The sequence below is a fragment of the Isoptericola variabilis genome, assembly GCF_050311655.1.
GTDB classification, from domain to species: domain Bacteria; phylum Actinomycetota; class Actinomycetes; order Actinomycetales; family Cellulomonadaceae; genus Isoptericola; species Isoptericola variabilis.
The window spans coordinates 193,511-210,101 of sequence record NZ_JBNOZM010000006.1 but is presented as its reverse complement, the minus strand read 5'-3'; the positions used below and the strand labels follow the sequence as shown (position 1 = coordinate 210,101).

Sequence of the window (16,591 nt, the reverse complement as noted above, 5' to 3'; positions counted from 1 at the left end):
TGCTGGGCACGATGGACACACGCGGGCCCGGTACAGCGGACGACGAGCGCACAGTGAGGACGAACAGGTGAGCGAGACCGTGAGCGACAACGCGGCCGGACCGGCCCCCGGGACGCCGGCGATCGAGCTGCGCGGGGTGTCGAAGACGTTCGGCGAGGGCGACCGCGCGGTGCACGCCGTCGACGACGTGTCCCTCACGGTCCGCGCGGGCGAGATCTTCGGCGTCATCGGCTACTCCGGCGCGGGCAAGTCCACGCTGGTGCGCCTGGTGAACGCGCTGGAGACCGTCACGGCGGGCTCCGTGCTCGTCGAGGGCACCGACCTCACCGGACTCCCGGAGCGCAAGGTCCGCGCGATCCGCGCGCGGATCGGCATGATCTTCCAGCAGTTCAACCTGCTGAGCTCGCGCACCGTCGCGGGCAACGTCGCCTACCCGCTCAAGGTGGCGCGCTGGCCCAAGGAGAAGCGCGCCGCCCGGGTGGCGGAGCTGCTCGAGTTCGTCGGGCTGTCCGACAAGGCGCGCGCCTACCCGCGCCAGCTCTCCGGCGGGCAGAAGCAGCGCGTGGGCATCGCCCGCGCCCTCGCGACGTCGCCCACCATCCTGCTGGCCGACGAGGCGACGTCGGCCCTCGACCCCGAGACCACCCGCGACGTGCTGGCCCTGCTGCGCCGCGTCAACGCGGAGCTCGGCCTCACCATCGTCGTCATCACGCACGAGATGGACGTCGTGCGCTCCCTGTGCGACCGCGTCGCCGTCATGGAGCACGGCAAGGTGGTCGAGGTCGGCGACGTGTACGACGTCTTCTCCGCGCCCAGCGCCGACGCCGCCCAGCGGTTCGTCGGCACGTCCATGCACGACCGGCCCTCGCCCGACGCCCTCGCCCGGCTGCGCGAGCGCCACCCCGGCCGCCTCGTCACCGTCGGGGTGCGCGAGGGCGCGAGCTCGGGCACCGAGCTCTTCCGCCTGCTGCGCGAGCACGAGGTGGACGGCTCGGTCGTCTTCGGCGGCATCAGCGAGGTCGGTCAGCGGCCGTTCGGCTCGCTCACCGTCGAGCTCGTCGCCCCCGACGACCGCATCACGACCTTCCTCGCCGCGCTGCGCGAGCACGCCGACGTCGTCGACCTCGGCACCGCGGCGCGACCCGTCGACGACCCGCGCGCCGTCCGCGCGGAGCACGACCCGCAGGGCGAGCGTCCCGATCCCGCCGACGACCTCGGTGACCCGTACGGCGTCGCCCGCGACGCCGTCCTGCGCCACGGCCACCTCGGAGGTGCCTGATGAACCGCGACTGGTCCACCCTGTGGCCGCTGCTGTGGGAGGCGTTCGGCCAGACCCTGCAGATGGTGACGATCGCGCTGCTGACCGGCGGCATCGCCGGCCTGGCGCTGGGGCTCGCGCTCTACGTGACCCGGCCGGGCAACCTGCTGGCGAACAAGACCGTGTTCGGCGTCCTCAACGTGGTCGTCAACATCGTGCGCCCGATCCCGTTCATCATCTTCGTGACCCTGCTCGGGCCGGTGACGCTGCAGGTGGTCGGCACGACGCTCGGCACCGAGGCGTTCATCTTCCCGCTGTCGGTCATGACGGCGTTCGGCACGTCGCGGATCGTCGAGCAGAACCTCGTGGGCATCGACCCCGGCGTCGTCGAGGCGGCCCGCGCGATGGGGGCGTCGTCCTGGCGCATCATCATGACGGTGCTGGTCCCCGAGGCGCTCGCCCCGCTGATCCTCGGCTACACGTTCCTGTTCATCGCGGTGCTCGACATGTCCGCCATCGCCGGCCTCATCGGCGGCGGCGGGCTCGGTGACTTCGCCCTGCGGTACGGCTACCAGCGCTACAACTGGATGGTCGTGCTCGTCACCGTCGCCGTGATCATCGTCATCGTGCAGGTCGTGCAGTGGGTGGGGAACCGCCTGGCGCGCAAGGTGCTGCACCGCTGAGTCAGGTTCTCGGGACCTCGACGTAGTACCTGTCCATGGTTCCCGGCCGGGAATCGTGGCCAGTGACTACGTCGATAGTCAGACGACCTGCCCGGCCGCCACGAGGTGCGTCGTCGCGAGGTCTCCGGCGGCGTAGTCGGCCAGCTCGGCCGCGCCCGCCCCGCCGACGGCGCCCCCGTGCAGCGGCCTCGTCGGTGTCGGCTGCGGCGTCTAAGGTGGCCGGGTGACGACAGCCCTGTACCGCCGCTACCGGCCCGAGACGTTCGCCGAGGTGATCGGCCAGGAGCACGTCACCGCACCGCTCATGCAGGCCCTGCGCAGCGGGCGCGTCAACCACGCGTACCTGTTCTCCGGCCCGCGCGGCTGCGGCAAGACGACGTCCGCCCGCATCCTCGCGCGCACGCTCAACTGCGCGCGGAACACCCCGGACAGCCCGCTCGACACCCCGTGCGGCGAGTGCCCGTCGTGCGTCGAGCTGGCGCGCGGCGGCCCCGGCTCGCTCGACGTCGTCGAGATCGACGCGGCCAGCCACAACGGCGTCGACGACGCCCGCGACCTGCGCGAGCGTGCCACGTTCGCGCCCGCCCGCGACCGGTACAAGATCTTCATCCTCGACGAGGCGCACATGGTGACGCCGCAGGGCTTCAACGCCCTGCTCAAGATCGTCGAGGAGCCGCCGCCGCACGTGAAGTTCGTCTTCGCAACGACGGAGCCCGACAAGGTGATCGGCACCATCCGGTCGCGCACCCACCACTACCCGTTCCGGCTCGTGCCGCCGGACGTGCTCGGCCCGTACCTCGAGCAGCTCACCGCCGCCGAGGGGATCGAGCTGGGCGGTGGCGTGGTGCCGCTGGTGACCCGCGCAGGCGGCGGGTCCGTGCGAGACAGCCTCTCCGTGCTCGACCAGCTCATCGCGGGCGCCACCGACGGCGTGGTCGAGTACGACACCGCCGTCGGGCTGCTCGGGTTCACGCACGCCACCCTGCTCGACGACGTCGTCGACGCCCTCGCCGCGCGCGACGGCGCCTCGATCTTCCGCGTGGTCGACCAGGTGATCGCCACCGGGCACGAGCCGCGGCGGTTCGTCGAGGACGTCCTCGAGCGGCTGCGCGACCTCATCGTCATCGCCGTCTCCGGCGACGCCGCGGAGGCCGTGCTGCGCGGGCTACCCGCCGACCAGCTCGAGCGGATGCGTGTCCAGGCGGGCCGTCTCGGGGTCTCCGAGCTGTCGCGCGCCGCGGACCTCGTCAACGCCGCGCTCACCGAGATGACCGGCGCCACCTCGCCCCGGCTGCACCTCGAGCTGCTCTGCGCGCGCCTGCTGCTGCCCGGCGCCGACGACGGCGCCGAGGGGCTCGCGGCGCGCATCGACCGCCTCGAGCGCGGCGTCATCGCGGCGGGCGGCGCGCCCGTGCCGCCCGCCGACGGTCATGCCCCGGCGGCGTCCACGACGGAGCCCGCCACCGAGACCACGAGCCGGCCCACGACGGCGGGCAGCGCCGGCGGGCTGAGCGGTGCCGCCGCCGCCCGAGCCGCCCTGCAGGCGAGCCGGCGCCCGGCCGCAGAGCCCGACCCCGAGCCCGTGCGTGTCACCGAGACGGCGCCCGCCGCCGAGCCGGAGCAGGAGCCCGCGGACGTCGAGCCGGTCGAGGCCGCTGCGCCCGTCGAGCCGGAGCCCGCGGAGGCCGACGCGGCCGAGCCCGCCCCCTCCGTCGAGGAACCGGCGGCGGACGAGCAGGTCGAGCCCGCGGGGTCCGTCGAGCACGGTCCGGCAGCCTCCGTGGAGCCGGAGCCGGAGCCGGACGTCGAGCCGGAGCCGGAGCCGGAGCCCGCGCCGGTCGTCGAGGCGGAGCCCGTGGCGCCGGCCGTCACGTCCGAGGTGGTCCGGAGGCGCTGGCGCGAGGTCCTGGCCGCCATCCAGAGCCCGCAGGCCGCCGCGTTCCTCGGCGAGAACGCCCAGGTGAAGAGCCTCGAGGGCGACGTGCTGCGGCTCGGGTTCGCGCCGGCCGTCGTCGGGCTGGCGCGCCGCGGGCGGCCGGAGACCATCTCGGACGCCGTCTACCAGGCGCTCGGGGTCGCCGTGCGGGTCGAGATCGTCGAGAACGAGCCCGGCCCGCGGCCGCGGGAGGCGGGCAGCAGCGCTTCTGCGGCGTCCGAGCCGGGCGGCGACGCTCCCGAGGAGCCCGACGTCTCCGTGCGCCGTGACGGCCCTGCGCGGCCCGGTGTCCCTTCGGCCGGCGAGGGTCGGTCCGGCGGTGGTGTCACGGGTGCCGGCCCGGGGGCGGGCCCCCGGGCCTCCGCCACCACGGTCGCGGCGAGCGACCCTCGCCCGCACGCGGCCGTCGCGGTCGTCGACCCGCCTGCGCCGCAGGGGCCCTCGCGACAGGCCCCGCAGCCGCAGGCGTCGCAGGTCGCCTCGATCGACGAGGCCGACGCCGCCTGGCTCGCGGGCGTCTCCCTGCACGAGCCCCCGCCCGACGACGAGCCCGAGCCGCCGCTCGACGAGCCGGCCGCCGCGACCCCCGTCCGTCCGGCGCCGCGGCCCGCGCCCGAGGCCGCGCCGAGCCCGCAGGTCGCGAGCGCGCCCGCACCGGCCGCACAGACCGCTCCGTCGGCGTCCGCCGCGGCCCCGCCCGCGCGCGAGACGCCGCGGCAGGCCGCCGAGCGCCGGGTGCGCGAGGCGCAGCAGTCGGAGGGTCGGTCGACGGGCCGGTCGACGTGGGCGCCCGCGTCCGGCGGGAACCCCGCCGACGACGAGCCCTCCGCCGACGACCCCGACATCACGTCCACGGGGATGGTCGGCGTGCAGCTCGTGGTGCAGGTGCTGGACGGCAAGATCATCGAGGAGATCGCGGAGCAGCCCTGACATGACCAGCCACACCGGAAGCACCATCCCCGGAGGCGCCACCACGCTGCACATCGTCGCGGCCGTCATCGTGCGCGACGACGGCCGTGCGCTGCTCGTGCGCAAGCGCGGCACGACGGCGTTCATGCAGGTGGGCGGCAAGATCGAGCCCGGCGAGGATCCGTTCGCCGCGCTCGTGCGGGAGTGCGCGGAGGAGATCGGCCTCGTCGTCGACCCGGCCGCCGTCCGCCCGCTCGGGCGACGGACCGCCGTCGCCGCCAACGAGCCGGACCACGTGGTCGACGCGCACGTCTTCGAGGTCGCCCTGCCCGTCGGGTTCGCCGTCGAGACGCGCGCCGAGCTCGAGGAGCACGCCTGGGTCGACCCAGCCGCGCCGGTCGCGCCGCACCCGCTCGCGCCGTTGTCCGCGGACCTCATGGCCGACGTCGCCGCCCGATGAGCTCGGGGCCGCGCCGCGGCGCGATCCACCACGTCGAGCTCTGGGTGCCGGACCTCTCGCGCGCCGTGCGCTCCTGGGGCTGGCTCCTCGGCGAGCTCGGCTACCGCCCGCACCAGTCGTGGGAGCACGGGCGATCGTGGCTGCTGGACGACGGCTACGTCGTGGTCGAGCAGAGCCCGGCGCTCTCCGCCGCCACCCACGACCGGCGCCGCCCGGGCCTGAACCACCTCGCCCTGCACGCCGGGTCCCGCGCGCAGCTCGGCGTGCTCGTCGCGGCCGCACCCGCGCACGGGTGGACGCTGCTCTACGCGGACCGGCATCCGTACGCCGGCGGCCCCGGCCATCACGCTGCCTATCTCGAGGACGCGGACGGCTTCGAGGCCGAGCTCGTCGCAGACTGACCGCTGCGGGCCGGCACTACCTCGCGCGGACCGGTACTACCTCGCGAGAGCCCGAACTACCTCGGCAGGGCGGCGCGCAGGTCGCCCAGCCAGCCGGCGAGGTTGGCCACGGAGTCGGGCATGAACGGCAGCTCGTCGAGCATCCGCAGGAAGCGGGCGGGCGCCACCCACGCGCCCCAGGCGACCTCCTCGGGCTGCCAGGTGACGGGTCCGTCGTAGGTGCACTCGTAGAGGAACTCGCGCATCCGCGTGCGGTCGTCGGCATAGTCGGCGAACCCGAGCGGCACCAGCTCCACGCCGGTGACGCCGAGCTCCTCCGCCAGCTCGCGGCGCGCGGACTCCAGCGGGTCCTCCCCGGCGCGCAGCACGCCGCCGGCGCAGAAGTCGTAGCGACCGGGATACAGGTCCTTCGTGTCGGTGCGGCGGTGCACGTACACCTCGCCGGCGCCGTTGCGCACCACGACGGCGGTGGCCGCGTGCCGCAGGTTCTCCGCGCGCACCCGGGACCGCGGCGCCGCCCCGCACGGGCGCCCCGCCTCGTCGTACAGCGCCACGACCTCGTCAGCGGACCCGTCCATGCGAGCATCCTGCCGCACCGGTCGCCCCGGCATGACAGATGTCACGACGCACCCGTGCGCGCCTCACGGAACCCGGTGACGGGTGGCACTACCTGCGACGACACCCCGCCGCGAGGGTGGAGGCATGACTTCGGAACCCATCGTCCACGTCCGCGGGGCACGCCGCCGGTACGGCACGTTCGAGGCCGTCCGCGGGGTCGACCTCGACGTCCACCGCGGCGAGCTCGTCGCCCTGCTCGGCACCAACGGCGCGGGCAAGACGTCGTTCGTCGAGCTGGTCGAGGGGCTCGCGCCCGCCTCGGGCGGCACGGTCCGGGTGCTCGGTCGCGACCCGTACCGCGAGCGGCGGCACGTCGTCGGCTCGCTCGGGATCATGCTGCAGAGCGCCGGGTTCTCCGGCGACCTCACCGTCGCGGAGACGGCGCGCACCTGGGCCGGCACCCTGTCCCGCCCGCGCCCGGTCGCCGACGTCCTCGCCGCCGTCGGGCTGGAGCACCGCGCCGACGTGCGCGTCGCCAGCCTCTCGGGCGGGGAGAAGCGCCGCCTGGACCTGGCGCTCGCGACGATGGGCGACCCCGAGCTCCTCTTCCTCGACGAGCCCACGACCGGCCTCGACCCGGAGAGCCGCCGCGCCACCTGGGCGCTGGTGCAGGGCATGCTCGACGCCGGCACCACGGTGCTGCTCACCACGCACTACCTGGAGGAGGCGGAGCAGCTCGCCGACCGCATCGCGATCATGCAGGCCGGCCGGGTGGTGCGGACCGGGTCGGTCGCCGACGTCGTCGCCGCGGAGCCCGCCCGCGTCGAGGCCGTGGTGCGCAACGAGACCGGCCGGGCCGTCACCCCGGCCGTCACGGACCTGCCCGCGCTGGCCGGCGTCGTCGGCGTCCCCGACGTGGACCGCACGGGCCGCCTGCGGCTGCGCACCACGCGCCTGCAGGACGACCTGCTCACCTTGCTGCAGTGGGCCGACGCCCGGCGCCTGCGGCTCGACGACCTCGATGCCCGCGCGGCGTCTCTCGAGCAGGCGTTCCTCGCCCTCGACGACGCCGCTGCGGGCGCGCCCGGCCCGACCCGCACGACCGACACGGAGGCAGCGGCATGACCACCACGACCACCACCCCCGCCCCTCGCCGGGACACGACGGGCACGGGCGGCGGCGCCCGCCGTGTCGCCGCCCTCGCCCGCGCGGAGCTGCGCCTGCTGGTGCGCAACCGCACCGCGCTGTTCAACGCGCTCGCGCTGCCGCCGATGACGGTGGCGCTGTTCGCCGCCCTCGGCACGGTCGGCGACGGCGGTGCCCCCGCCGCGACGGCCACCCTGCTGCTGAACCTGCTGACGTTCATGGCGCTCGCGTTCGTCGTCTACTACAACCTCACGGTCGCGTTCGTGGCCCGGCGCGAGGAGCTGGTGCTCAAGCGCTACCTGGTGGGCGAGTGCTCCCGGGGGGAGATCCTGGTCGGTACGGCCGTCCCGGCGGTCGTGGTGGCGCTGGCGCAGACGGTGCTGGGGATCGTCGCGGTGTCGGTGTTCCTCGCCCCGCCCGCGTTCGTCAACCCGCTGCTCGTGGTGGTGGCCGTGCTCGGCGGGGCCGCGATGCTCACGCTGTTGGCCGCCGCGACGTCCGGGCTGTCCCGGACCGTGGAGTCCGCGCAGCTCACCACGCTTCCGCTGCTCATCGTCGCGATCCCGTTCGCCGGCCTCTTCGGCGCGCCCGGCGCGTCGAGCGGAGTGCTCGACACGATCGGCACGTTCACCCCGCTGCGCCCGATCACCGACCTCATGCTCCTCGGCGCCGGCGGGATCGACGGCGACGGCCAGGTGGTGACGTTCGCGGAGACGTTCGGCGCCGCCGCGGTGCCCGTCGTCGTGCTCGCGGCGTGGACCGCGCTCGGCGTGCTCGCCTCCCGGCGGTGGATGCGGTGGGAGCCGCGGCGGTGACCCACCCGCGTGGCAGGCTGGCCCCGTGACGACCGACCGGCCGACCGCGGTGCCGCGCACCGGCGGTGCTCGCGGGGTCGAGCTGTACACGCGCGTGAGCCTGTACATGTTCGTGCTCCTCGAGCCGTTCTTCTCCCTCTACGCGGTGGCGGCGCTGTCCCGGCTCGGGGTGACACCGTCGGCCGGCGGCGCCGCCGCCCTCGTGGTCCTGGTGCTCACGCACACCGGCCTGTGCCTGGCCGCGGTGCACACCGGGTTCGACCGGGCGTTGTGGTCCGGCCGGCGGCCGCGTCCCGTCGTCGTCGCCCTCCTGCTCGCGACCGTCGCCGTCGCCGTGGCGGCGGTGGCGGTGCTCCCCGCCCTGGCCGGCGGGGGCCTGGGCGACGATCCGCGCGGCCTGATGATCGGGGTGTGCGGCGCGGCAGCCTGCGGTGCGCTCGCCGTCGCGAGCCGGTACCGGCGGGTGGTGCTCGCCGGGATCGTCGTCGGGGCGGTGGTCGCCGTCCTCCGGGTGCTCGCGGGCGTCGAGCCCGTCGCGGCCTCGGTCCTCGCCGGCGCGGTGGTCTTCGTCTTCACCATGTTCTGGGGCGGCACGGTGCGGATGTCGATGTGGATGGTCGAGGTCGTGCGCCGGCTCGACGACGCCCGCGGGGTCGCGGCGCGACTCGCCGTCGCGGAGGAGCGGCTGCGCATCGCCCGCGACATGCACGACGTCGTCGGGCGGGCCCTGTCCGCCGTGGCCGTGAAGTCGGAGCTGGCCGCGGCGCTGGCCCGGCGCGGCGACCCGCGCGGCGCGGACCAGATGGACGAGGTGCGCACCCTCGCGCAGGAGTCGCTGCGCGAGGTGCGCGGCGTCGTCGCCGGCTACCGCAGCGCGAACCTGGCCACGGAGCTCGACGGCGCGCGGTCGGTCCTGCGGGCGGCGGGCGTCTCGGTGCGGGTCGTCGGCGACGTGCCCGACCTCGCGGCCCCGCAGGCCGAGGCCCTGGCGTGGGTGGTGCGCGAGGGCGTCACCAACATCGTGCGGCACTCCGACGCCCGCGAGGCCCGCATCGACCTCGCCGACCTCCGCAGGCCCGCCGGTCGCGGCGCACCCGAGCTGGCGCTCACGGTCACCAACGACGGCGTCCGCGCCACCCCGCCCGCCCCCGACGGAGGGGGAGCGGGGCTCGTCGGGCTGCGCGAGCGCCTGGCGGCGGTGGGCGGGGCGCTCGACGCCGAGGCGCGCGGCGACCGGTTCGTGCTCACCGCCCGCGTGCCCGCGCCTCCGCCCGAGCACCCCGCCCCCACCAGGGAGGTCGCCGCATGATCCGCGTCGTGCTCGCCGACGACGAGACCCTCATCCGCGACGCCGTCGCCCAGCTCCTCGACCTCGAGGCCGACCTGGAGGTCGTGGCGGTGGCCGGCAGCGGCCCCGAGGCGGTCGCCGTGATCGGGCGGCACCGGCCCGACGTCGCGGTGCTCGACCTGCAGATGCCCGGCATCGACGGCATCGAGGTCGCGGAGCGCGCGCGGTCCGTGGCGCCGGGGTGCGGCGTCGTCGTCGTGACGAGCCACGGGCGGCCCGGGCACCTCAAGAAGGCGCTCGCGGCGGGGGTGCGCGGGTTCCTCCCGAAGACGGCGTCCGCGGCGGTGCTGGCGGCGACCGTCCGGCAGGTGGCCGGCGGCGGCCGGTACGTGGACCCGGAGCTGGCCGCCGACGCCATCTCCGCGGGCGACTCGCCCCTGACCGCCCGCGAGGCGGACGTGCTCGAGCTCGCGGCGGACGGCGCGCCCGTCGAGGAGATCGCCGAGCGCGCGGCGCTGGCCCCCGGCACGGTGCGCAACTACCTGTCCTCGGCGGTGGCGAAGCTCGGCGTCGCCAACCGGCACGAGGCGGCGCGGCTCGCGCGCGCCCAGGGCTGGGTCTGAGCGGCGGTCCGGGCGCCGGGGCGGCCGGACCGTCCCCGCCAGCCCGTAGGCTGGACCCTTGTGTACGAGGGCGCAGTCCAGGACCTGATCGACGAGCTCGGCCGCCTTCCCGGCGTCGGGCCCAAGAGCGCGCAGCGGATCGCGTTCCACCTGCTCGCGGCGGACGCGGCCGACGTGCGCCGCCTCGCCGACGCGCTCACCGAGGTCAAGGCGCGCGTGCAGTTCTGCGAGACGTGCGGCAACGTCGCCGAGTCGGAGCGGTGCCGCATCTGTGCCGACCCGCGCCGCTCCGACGACGTGATCTGCGTGGTCGAGGAGCCCAAGGACGTCGTCGCGATCGAGCGCACGCGCGAGTTTCGCGGCCGGTACCACGTGCTCGGCGGCGCCATCAACCCGATCGAGAACGTCGGCCCCGACGACCTGCGCATCAGCCAGCTCATGACGCGCCTCGCCGACGGCACGGTCACCGAGGTCATCCTCGCCACCGACCCGAACATCGAGGGCGAGGCCACGGCCACGTACCTGTCGCGGCTCATCGGGCCCATGGGCGTCACCGTCTCCCGTCTGGCCAGCGGCCTGCCCGTCGGGGGAGACTTGGAGTACGCGGACGAGGTGACCCTCGGGCGCGCGTTCGAGGGCCGGCGGGTCGTCGGCGGCTGACCAGCCGAGACGCCCGCGCCGGGCGCCGACCAGCAGCACCGACGCCGTCACCGCGGCGGGAGGGGGCAGGACCGTGGGGGAGATCGAGCCAGGCTCGGAGTTCCGGGACGTCGCCGAGCAGATGTCCGCGCAGGCGCGCGTGTTCCTGTCGACGACGACGCAGGTGGCGTCCGGCGCCGCCCCGGGCGCGGAGATCGCGCTGCTCATCCTCGCGACGTCCGACCTGCTGTCCGCGGGCGCGCGCCTCGCCGCCATCGTGGACGTCGTCCCCGCCGAGCGGTGGGAGCCGGACGCCGGCCCCGAGACCGACGTCGACCCGCTGCGTGACGCGCTGGCGCAGATGTTCGACGGCTTCGACGACTACGTCGAGGTGTCCGACCCGGCGCTGAGCGCCGACGTCGCACCCGCGACGCTGTCCGGCGACCTGGCGTGCGTCGCCGAGGAGATCGCCAAGGGCCTGCAGCACTTCGACGACGGCCACGAGCTCGAGGGCCTGTGGTGGTGGCAGTTCAGCTACCTGTCGTCGTGGGGCGAGCGCGCGTCGTCGGCGCTGCGCGTGCTCCAGGGGGTGTTGGCGCACCTGCGGCTCGACGTCGCGGACGACGTCGCCGCCGAGGCGGAGTACGACGCCCTGCACTCCTGAGAGGGTGGCCCACCCGGGCGCCGTGCGAGGATTCCCCGCGTGCCCGACCTCGACACCCTCACCATCGTGCTGCTCGTGCTGGCCGGGCTCACGGCCGGCTGGGTCGACGCCGTCGTGGGCGGCGGCGGCCTAATCCAGCTTCCCGCGCTGCTGCTGGTGCCGGGCATCTCGCCCGTGCAGGCGCTGGCCACGAACAAGCTCGGCTCGATCATGGGCACGTCCACCAGCGCCGTCACGTACTACCGGCGCGTGGGCCCGGACCTCACGACGGCGGGCCCGATGGCGCTCGCCGCGCTGGCCGGGGCGTTCGGCGGGGCGGCGCTCGCGAGCCGCATCCCGGCCGACCTGTTCAAGCCGATCATCCTCGTGGTGCTCGTCGGCGTGGCCACGTACACCGTGCTCAAGCCGAAGCTGGGTGCGCACGACAACCTGCGCTGGGAGGGCAACCGGCACCGCTGGACGGCCGCGGGCATCGGCCTCGTCATCGGCGCCTACGACGGACTGCTCGGCCCGGGAACCGGCACGTTCCTCGTCATCGCGCTGGTGAGCGTGCTGGGCTACGCCTTCCTTCCGGCGTCCGCGCTGGCGAAGATCGTCAACTTCGCGACCAACCTCGGCGCGCTGCTGTTCTTCGTGCCCCACGGCGCCGTGCTGTGGGGCCTGGGCCTGATGATCGGCGCGGCCAACCTCGTCGGCGCGTACGTCGGGGCACGCATGGCCGTGGCGAAGGGCAGCGCGTTCGTGCGCGTCATCTTCGTCGTCGTGGTCGGCGCGCTGATCGTCAAGCTGGCCTACGACGTCGTCACCGGGGCCTAACGGTGCGAGGGGCCGGCGGGGAACTCGTTCAGCAGCGCTGACGTGACCTTCACGTCCCGCAGCTCGCTCCAGCCGACGGCGCGGGTGAGCCGCCACCAGGCGTCCCGGGTGTAGACGCGCTCCCTGCGGCCGTCGTGGAGCCGGTAGAGGTAGCCCGTCCGCTCGGACCTGGCGAAGTACGAGATGTGCTCGACGTCGAAGGCGTTCTTGGCCCGGTCGGGGATGCGGGGGTCGGCGCAGTCGCCGCCCCAGTGGCGCACGGTGCCGCAGGACGTCGCCCACATGAGGTCGCCGTCGCCGTCGAGCATGACGTAGCGGCCGGACGGCACCCGGGCCCAGCGGGAGTCGAAGTCGGTGCCGCGGGCCAGGCTCGTCAGGAAGGACCGGCTCGCGTACGAGGCGCGGCCGAGCCGCTTCGCCAGCGCCGCGCGGGCCCCGGTGCTGGTGATGAGATGGCGGGTGGAGCCGGAGACGAACCAGACCTCGCCGCTCGGGACGCGGGGCCGGTACTCGACGAGGTACCCGGTGCTCGTGTTCCACAGGTGCCGCCACCGGGCCTGGCCGTCCTCGACCTTGCTGCGGATCTCGGTCAGGCGCCGGTAGATCGAGGCTCCCGGGCAGGCGGTGCTGCCGACGTCCCGGTGCCCGGAGATCCGGGCCTCGCGCGCGCCGTCGAGGGTGGTGTAGCCGCGGGCGGGGACTCCGTGCAGCGACAGCTTCCAGGCCAGCAGGTCGATGACGCCGCGGACGGCCGCGTCGCTGACCGTGGCCTGGTCGTAGTTGCCGAGCACCGACACCCCGACGGTCTCGTCGTTCACCCCCACCGCGTGCGCGCCGACGATCTCGAGCTCGACGCCGCCGTCGCGTCCCTCCCAGATGCGTCCCCACCGGTCGACGAGGAAGTTGTACCCGATGTCGCCCCAGCCGCGGGTCTTCGCGTGGTACGTGTAGATGCCGCGGATGATCGACGGCACCTGCGCGGACGTGTAGCTGTTGGTGCCGGCCGTGTGGTGGATGATCGCGCCCTTGACCTGACCCTGCCGCGGGGTCCACGTCATGAGGGACTCGTCGGCGCCCCAGTCGGCGCGGGAGCGGATGGCGGGGCCGTCGTGCTGGTCCCCGGTCGCCACGGCGCCCGCGAGCGACACGGCGCCGCCGGCACCCATCCCGAACGGCGAGAAGCCCCCGTCGGCGTCGAGCGACGAGTCCGAGGCCGCGCGGTCCACCGCGCCCTCGCCGGGGTCGACGGTGACCAGCCCGACGCCGCGCACGTCCTCGGCCGCCGTGTTCTCGACCGTCACCTCGACCCGGTCCACGTCCCCGACGACGAGGGGCGCGGTCCCGCCCTCGGTCGCGTCGGGGTCAGGGGCCTCGACCTCCATCGGGCTCCACGGCGACCAGGTGGCACCGTCGTCGTCCGAGGTGCGGGCCCGGATCACCAGGTCGGCGTCGGCGCGGCCCGACCAGGTGACGCCGACGGTCGCGAACCCGCTGACGTCGGAGGCGGCGATGACGACGTCGTCGCTCGCGGCCCGCGCCTCGTCCGAGCCGAACGAGCTGGCGGTGCCGGGACCCGGCGGTGCCGCCGGCGTCACCTCGACGGTCGCCGCGACGGCGGACGGGTCGTCGCCCGCGGTGCCTCCGGCGGACGTCGTGGCGGGCCGCGGGAGGTGCGGCACCGCCACGGCCGCGGGGGCGCCCGCGGCGACGAGGGTGAGCGCCACGGCGGTGGCGGCAGCGGATGTCCAGCGGGGTGCTGTCATCGGTCGGTCTCCTGGCGCGGATGGCAGGGGGACGACGCCAACCTAGACCGGCGCGGGTCACGATGCGAGACGGCAGCGGTGGTGCCGCCGGGACGGCACGTACCATCGACGGGCAAGCACACGCCCCGGCGGACCGTTGAGAGAGACGGAGGCCGGCCAGCAGAAGGTTGTGACAATGGCACTAGTCGTGCAGAAATACGGCGGATCATCCGTCTCCGACGCCCACAGCATCAAGCGGGTGGCGAAGCGGATCGCCGCGACCAAGCGAGCGGGGAACGACGTCGTCGTCGTGGTGAGCGCCATGGGCGACACCACGGACGAGCTCCTCGACCTCGCCGGGCAGATCACCCCCCTCCCCCCGCAGCGCGAGCTGGACATCCTCCTCACCTCCGGTGAGCGCATCTCGATGTCGCTGCTCGCGATGGCGATCACGAACCTCGGGGTCAAGGCGAAGTCCTTCACCGGCCAGCAGGCCGGCCTCATGACCGACGCGGTGCACGGCCGCGCCCGGCTCGTGGACGTGGTGCCGCACCGCATCCGCGAGACGGTGGAGAAGGGGCAGGTCGCGATCGTCGCGGGCTTCCAGGGGGTCAGCTCCACCAACGACGTGACGACGCTCGGCCGCGGCGGCTCGGACACGACGGCGGTCGCGCTCGCGGCCGGCCTCGACGCCGACGTCTGCGAGATCTACACCGACGTCGACGGCGTGTTCACCGCCGACCCGCGCATCGTCCCGAACGCTCGCAAGATCGACCGCGTCACCTACGAGGAGATGCTCGAGCTCGCGGCGTCGGGTGCGAAGGTCCTCGCCCTGCGTGCCGTGGAGTACGCGCGCCGCTACGACGTGCCCGTGCACGTGCGCAGCTCGTTCAGCAACACCACCGGCACCCTCGTCACCGGCACGCACGGCGACGCGATCGACCCGAACGCCCCGGCGGCCGAGCAGGAGGAAACCCAGATGGAAGCCCCGATCATCTCCGGCGTCGCGCACGACCGCAGCGAGGCCAAGATCACCGTCGTCGGCGTGCCGGACAAGCCCGGCACCGCGGCCCGCATCTTCGAGGTCGTGGCCGGCGCCGGCGCGAACATCGACATGATCGTGCAGAACGTGTCGGCGGCCCACACCGGGCTCACGGACATCTCGTTCACGCTGCCGCACGCGGACAGCCCCAGCACCCTGGCCGCGCTCAACGCGCTGCAGGAGGAGCTCGGGTTCGCGTCGCTGCAGTACGACGACCAGATCGGCAAGCTGTCGCTGGTCGGCGCGGGCATGAAGTCGCACCCCGGCGTCTCGGCGCGCCTGTTCGGCGCCCTGCGCGACGCGGGCATCAACATCGAGATGATCTCCACCTCGGAGATCCGCATCTCGGTGGTCACCCGGGAGGACGCCCTGGACGACGCCGTGCGCGCCATCCACACCGCGTTCGACCTGGACTCCGCCGACGGCGAGGCCGTCGTCTACGCCGGCACCGGGCGGTGACGCGCTGATGGTCCAGATCAACGAGTCCGGGGTCAACGTCGCCGTCGTCGGCGCCACCGGCCAGGTCGGCGGCGTCCTGCGCCGCCTGCTCGCCGAGCGGGCGTTCCCGGTCAAGGAGCTGCGGTTCTTCGCCTCCGCGCGCTCGGCGGGCAGCACGCTGCCGTTCGAGGGCGTGGACGTCGTCGTGGAGGACGTCGCGGCCACGGCCACCGACGACCTCGCCGACGTCGACGTCGCGATCTTCTCGGCCGGCGGCGGCACGTCGCGCGAGCACGCGCCGCGGTTCGCCGAGGCGGGCGCCGTCGTCATCGACAACTCGTCCGCGTGGCGCCTCGACCCCGAGGTGCCGCTCGTCGTCTCCGAGGTGAACCCCGAGGCGATCGCCGACGCGGCCAAGGGCATCGTCGCCAACCCGAACTGCACCACGATGGCCGCCATGCCGGTGCTCAAGCCGCTGTCCGACGAGGCCGGGCTGGAGCGGCTGCGCGTCGCGACCTACCAGGCGGTGTCCGGGTCGGGCCTCGGCGGGGTCAAGGAGCTCGCCGACCAGGCGCGCGCCGCCGTCGCCGGCGACCTCGAGGGCCTCGCGCACTCGGGCGGGGCCGTGACGTTCCCGGAGCCCTCGACGTACGTCGCGCCCATCGCGTTCGACGTGCTGCCGCTCGCGGGCAACCTCGTGGACGACGGCTCGGGCGAGACCGACGAGGAGCAGAAGCTCCGCAACGAGTCCCGCAAGATCCTCGGCCTGCCCGACCTGGCCGTCGCGGGGACCTGCGTCCGCGTGCCGGTGTTCTCCGGGCACTCGCTGGCGATCCACGCGGAGTTCGGTGCCGCGATCACGCCCGAGCGGGCGCGCGAGCTGCTGGCCGGCGCGCCCGGCGTGGAGCTGGCGGACGTCCCGACGCCCCTGCAGGCGGCGGGCGCCGACCCGTCGTTCGTCGGCCGCATCCGCACCGACCAGTCCGTGCCCGGCGGGCGCGGTCTCGTGCTGTTCGTGTCGAACGACAACCTGCGCAAGGGCGCGGCCCTCAACGCCGTGCAGATCGCGGAGATCGTCGCCGCCGACCTGGCCGAGCTCGACGCGCTCGACGACGTCGACGCGGCGGAGGCCACCCCGGCCTGACACCACACCGCCGAACAGGCACTTACGCA

Annotated in this window: 16 protein-coding genes; 14 read left to right on the top strand and 2 right to left on the bottom strand. The window is 74.8% G+C overall.

Annotated elements, in window-relative coordinates; genetic code table 11:
• The first annotated feature begins 67 nt into the window (after positions 1–67).
• The 5 genes from ACQP60_RS14795 to ACQP60_RS14775 all read left to right on the top strand — a co-directional run bounded on the left by ACQP60_RS14795 (position 68) and on the right by ACQP60_RS14775 (position 5,647).
• Entirely contained in the window at positions 68–1,279 is a 1,212-nt protein-coding gene (locus tag ACQP60_RS14795) for a methionine ABC transporter ATP-binding protein (RefSeq protein ID WP_429734101.1), read from the top strand.
• On the top strand, positions 1,279–1,941 hold the full coding sequence (locus ACQP60_RS14790; RefSeq protein WP_429734099.1) for a methionine ABC transporter permease: 663 nt from the start codon (positions 1,279–1,281) through the stop codon (positions 1,939–1,941). Before ACQP60_RS14795 ends, ACQP60_RS14790 begins: the two co-directional genes overlap by 1 nt.
• A 223-nt stretch (positions 1,942–2,164) precedes the next feature.
• Positions 2,165–4,807 carry a DNA polymerase III subunit gamma and tau gene (locus tag ACQP60_RS14785; protein ID WP_429734097.1) on the top strand — a complete coding sequence of 881 codons (2,643 nt, stop codon included), beginning with the start codon at positions 2,165–2,167 and terminating at the stop codon, positions 4,805–4,807.
• A 1-nt stretch (position 4,808) separates the two neighbouring features.
• Positions 4,809–5,246, top strand: coding sequence for an NUDIX hydrolase (locus tag ACQP60_RS14780; RefSeq protein ID WP_429734095.1), 438 nt, complete (start codon positions 4,809–4,811; stop codon positions 5,244–5,246).
• On the top strand, positions 5,243–5,647 hold the full coding sequence (locus ACQP60_RS14775; protein WP_429734093.1) for a VOC family protein: 405 nt from the start codon (positions 5,243–5,245) through the stop codon (positions 5,645–5,647). The genes ACQP60_RS14780 and ACQP60_RS14775 overlap by 4 nt, the downstream gene beginning before the upstream one ends.
• A gap of 56 nt (positions 5,648–5,703) precedes the next feature.
• Here the strand turns inward: ACQP60_RS14775 and ACQP60_RS14770 are convergent, their stop codons facing one another.
• The gene (locus tag ACQP60_RS14770) at positions 5,704–6,225 is read right to left on the bottom strand and encodes an NUDIX hydrolase (protein WP_429734091.1); all 522 of its coding nucleotides are present in this window, start codon (positions 6,223–6,225) and stop codon (positions 5,704–5,706) included.
• A gap of 124 nt (positions 6,226–6,349) precedes the next feature.
• Between ACQP60_RS14770 and ACQP60_RS14765 the strand changes: the two genes are divergently transcribed.
• The 7 genes from ACQP60_RS14765 (at position 6,350) to ACQP60_RS14735 (ending at position 12,196) form a co-directional block, all read left to right on the top strand.
• Positions 6,350–7,330, top strand: a complete 981-nt coding sequence (locus ACQP60_RS14765) for an ABC transporter ATP-binding protein (RefSeq protein WP_429734089.1) — start codon at positions 6,350–6,352, stop codon at positions 7,328–7,330.
• The gene (locus ACQP60_RS14760) at positions 7,327–8,166 is read left to right on the top strand and encodes an ABC transporter permease (protein ID WP_429734087.1); all 840 of its coding nucleotides are present in this window, start codon (positions 7,327–7,329) and stop codon (positions 8,164–8,166) included. The genes ACQP60_RS14765 and ACQP60_RS14760 overlap by 4 nt, the downstream gene beginning before the upstream one ends.
• 25 nt (positions 8,167–8,191) lie before the next feature.
• Positions 8,192–9,475, top strand: coding sequence for a sensor histidine kinase (locus ACQP60_RS14755; protein ID WP_429734085.1), 1,284 nt, complete (start codon positions 8,192–8,194; stop codon positions 9,473–9,475).
• A complete protein-coding gene (locus tag ACQP60_RS14750) occupies positions 9,472–10,077 on the top strand; it encodes a response regulator (protein WP_429734083.1) in 606 nt (201 codons plus the stop codon). The genes ACQP60_RS14755 and ACQP60_RS14750 overlap by 4 nt, the downstream gene beginning before the upstream one ends.
• Before the next feature lie 60 nt (positions 10,078–10,137).
• Complete coding sequence (recR, locus tag ACQP60_RS14745) at positions 10,138–10,737, top strand: recombination mediator RecR (RefSeq protein ID WP_429734081.1); 600 nt, start codon at positions 10,138–10,140, stop codon at positions 10,735–10,737.
• A gap of 73 nt (positions 10,738–10,810) precedes the next feature.
• Entirely contained in the window at positions 10,811–11,380 is a 570-nt protein-coding gene (locus ACQP60_RS14740) for a DUF5063 domain-containing protein (RefSeq protein WP_429734079.1), read from the top strand.
• A gap of 39 nt (positions 11,381–11,419) precedes the next feature.
• On the top strand, positions 11,420–12,196 hold the full coding sequence (locus tag ACQP60_RS14735) for a TSUP family transporter (RefSeq protein ID WP_429734077.1): 777 nt from the start codon (positions 11,420–11,422) through the stop codon (positions 12,194–12,196).
• Here the strand turns inward: ACQP60_RS14735 and ACQP60_RS14730 are convergent.
• Complete coding sequence (locus ACQP60_RS14730) at positions 12,193–13,959, bottom strand: peptidoglycan recognition protein family protein (protein WP_429734075.1); 1,767 nt, start codon at positions 13,957–13,959, stop codon at positions 12,193–12,195. The two genes, ACQP60_RS14735 and ACQP60_RS14730, sit on opposite strands and share 4 nt — an antisense overlap.
• A gap of 175 nt (positions 13,960–14,134) precedes the next feature.
• Between ACQP60_RS14730 and ACQP60_RS14725 the strand changes: the two genes are divergently transcribed.
• Together ACQP60_RS14725 and ACQP60_RS14720 are read left to right on the top strand one after the other, a co-directional pair.
• Positions 14,135–15,439: an aspartate kinase gene (locus tag ACQP60_RS14725; protein ID WP_429734073.1), complete on the top strand. Its 1,305-nt coding sequence runs from the start codon at positions 14,135–14,137 to the stop codon at positions 15,437–15,439.
• 7 nt (positions 15,440–15,446) lie between these two features.
• On the top strand, positions 15,447–16,562 hold the full coding sequence (locus tag ACQP60_RS14720) for an aspartate-semialdehyde dehydrogenase (protein WP_429734071.1): 1,116 nt from the start codon (positions 15,447–15,449) through the stop codon (positions 16,560–16,562).
• The last annotated feature ends 29 nt before the right edge of the window (positions 16,563–16,591 follow it).

Bases quoted from the DNA above. Each gene is read 5' to 3' on its own strand.
- ACQP60_RS14725 (WP_429734073.1), top strand. From the start codon at position 14,135: ATGGCACTAGTCGTGCAGAAATACGGCGGATCATCCGTCTCCGACGCC.
- ACQP60_RS14780 (WP_429734095.1), top strand. From the start codon at position 4,809: ATGACCAGCCACACCGGAAGCACCATCCCCGGAGGCGCCACCACGCTG.
- ACQP60_RS14765 (WP_429734089.1), top strand. From the start codon at position 6,350: ATGACTTCGGAACCCATCGTCCACGTCCGCGGGGCACGCCGCCGGTAC.
- ACQP60_RS14790 (WP_429734099.1), top strand. From the start codon at position 1,279: ATGAACCGCGACTGGTCCACCCTGTGGCCGCTGCTGTGGGAGGCGTTC.
- ACQP60_RS14760 (WP_429734087.1), top strand. From the start codon at position 7,327: ATGACCACCACGACCACCACCCCCGCCCCTCGCCGGGACACGACGGGC.
- ACQP60_RS14750 (WP_429734083.1), top strand. From the start codon at position 9,472: ATGATCCGCGTCGTGCTCGCCGACGACGAGACCCTCATCCGCGACGCC.
- ACQP60_RS14720 (WP_429734071.1), top strand. From the start codon at position 15,447: ATGGTCCAGATCAACGAGTCCGGGGTCAACGTCGCCGTCGTCGGCGCC.
- ACQP60_RS14775 (WP_429734093.1), top strand. From the start codon at position 5,243: ATGAGCTCGGGGCCGCGCCGCGGCGCGATCCACCACGTCGAGCTCTGG.
- ACQP60_RS14730 (WP_429734075.1), bottom strand. From the start codon at position 13,959: ATGACAGCACCCCGCTGGACATCCGCTGCCGCCACCGCCGTGGCGCTC.
- ACQP60_RS14770 (WP_429734091.1), bottom strand. From the start codon at position 6,225: ATGGACGGGTCCGCTGACGAGGTCGTGGCGCTGTACGACGAGGCGGGG.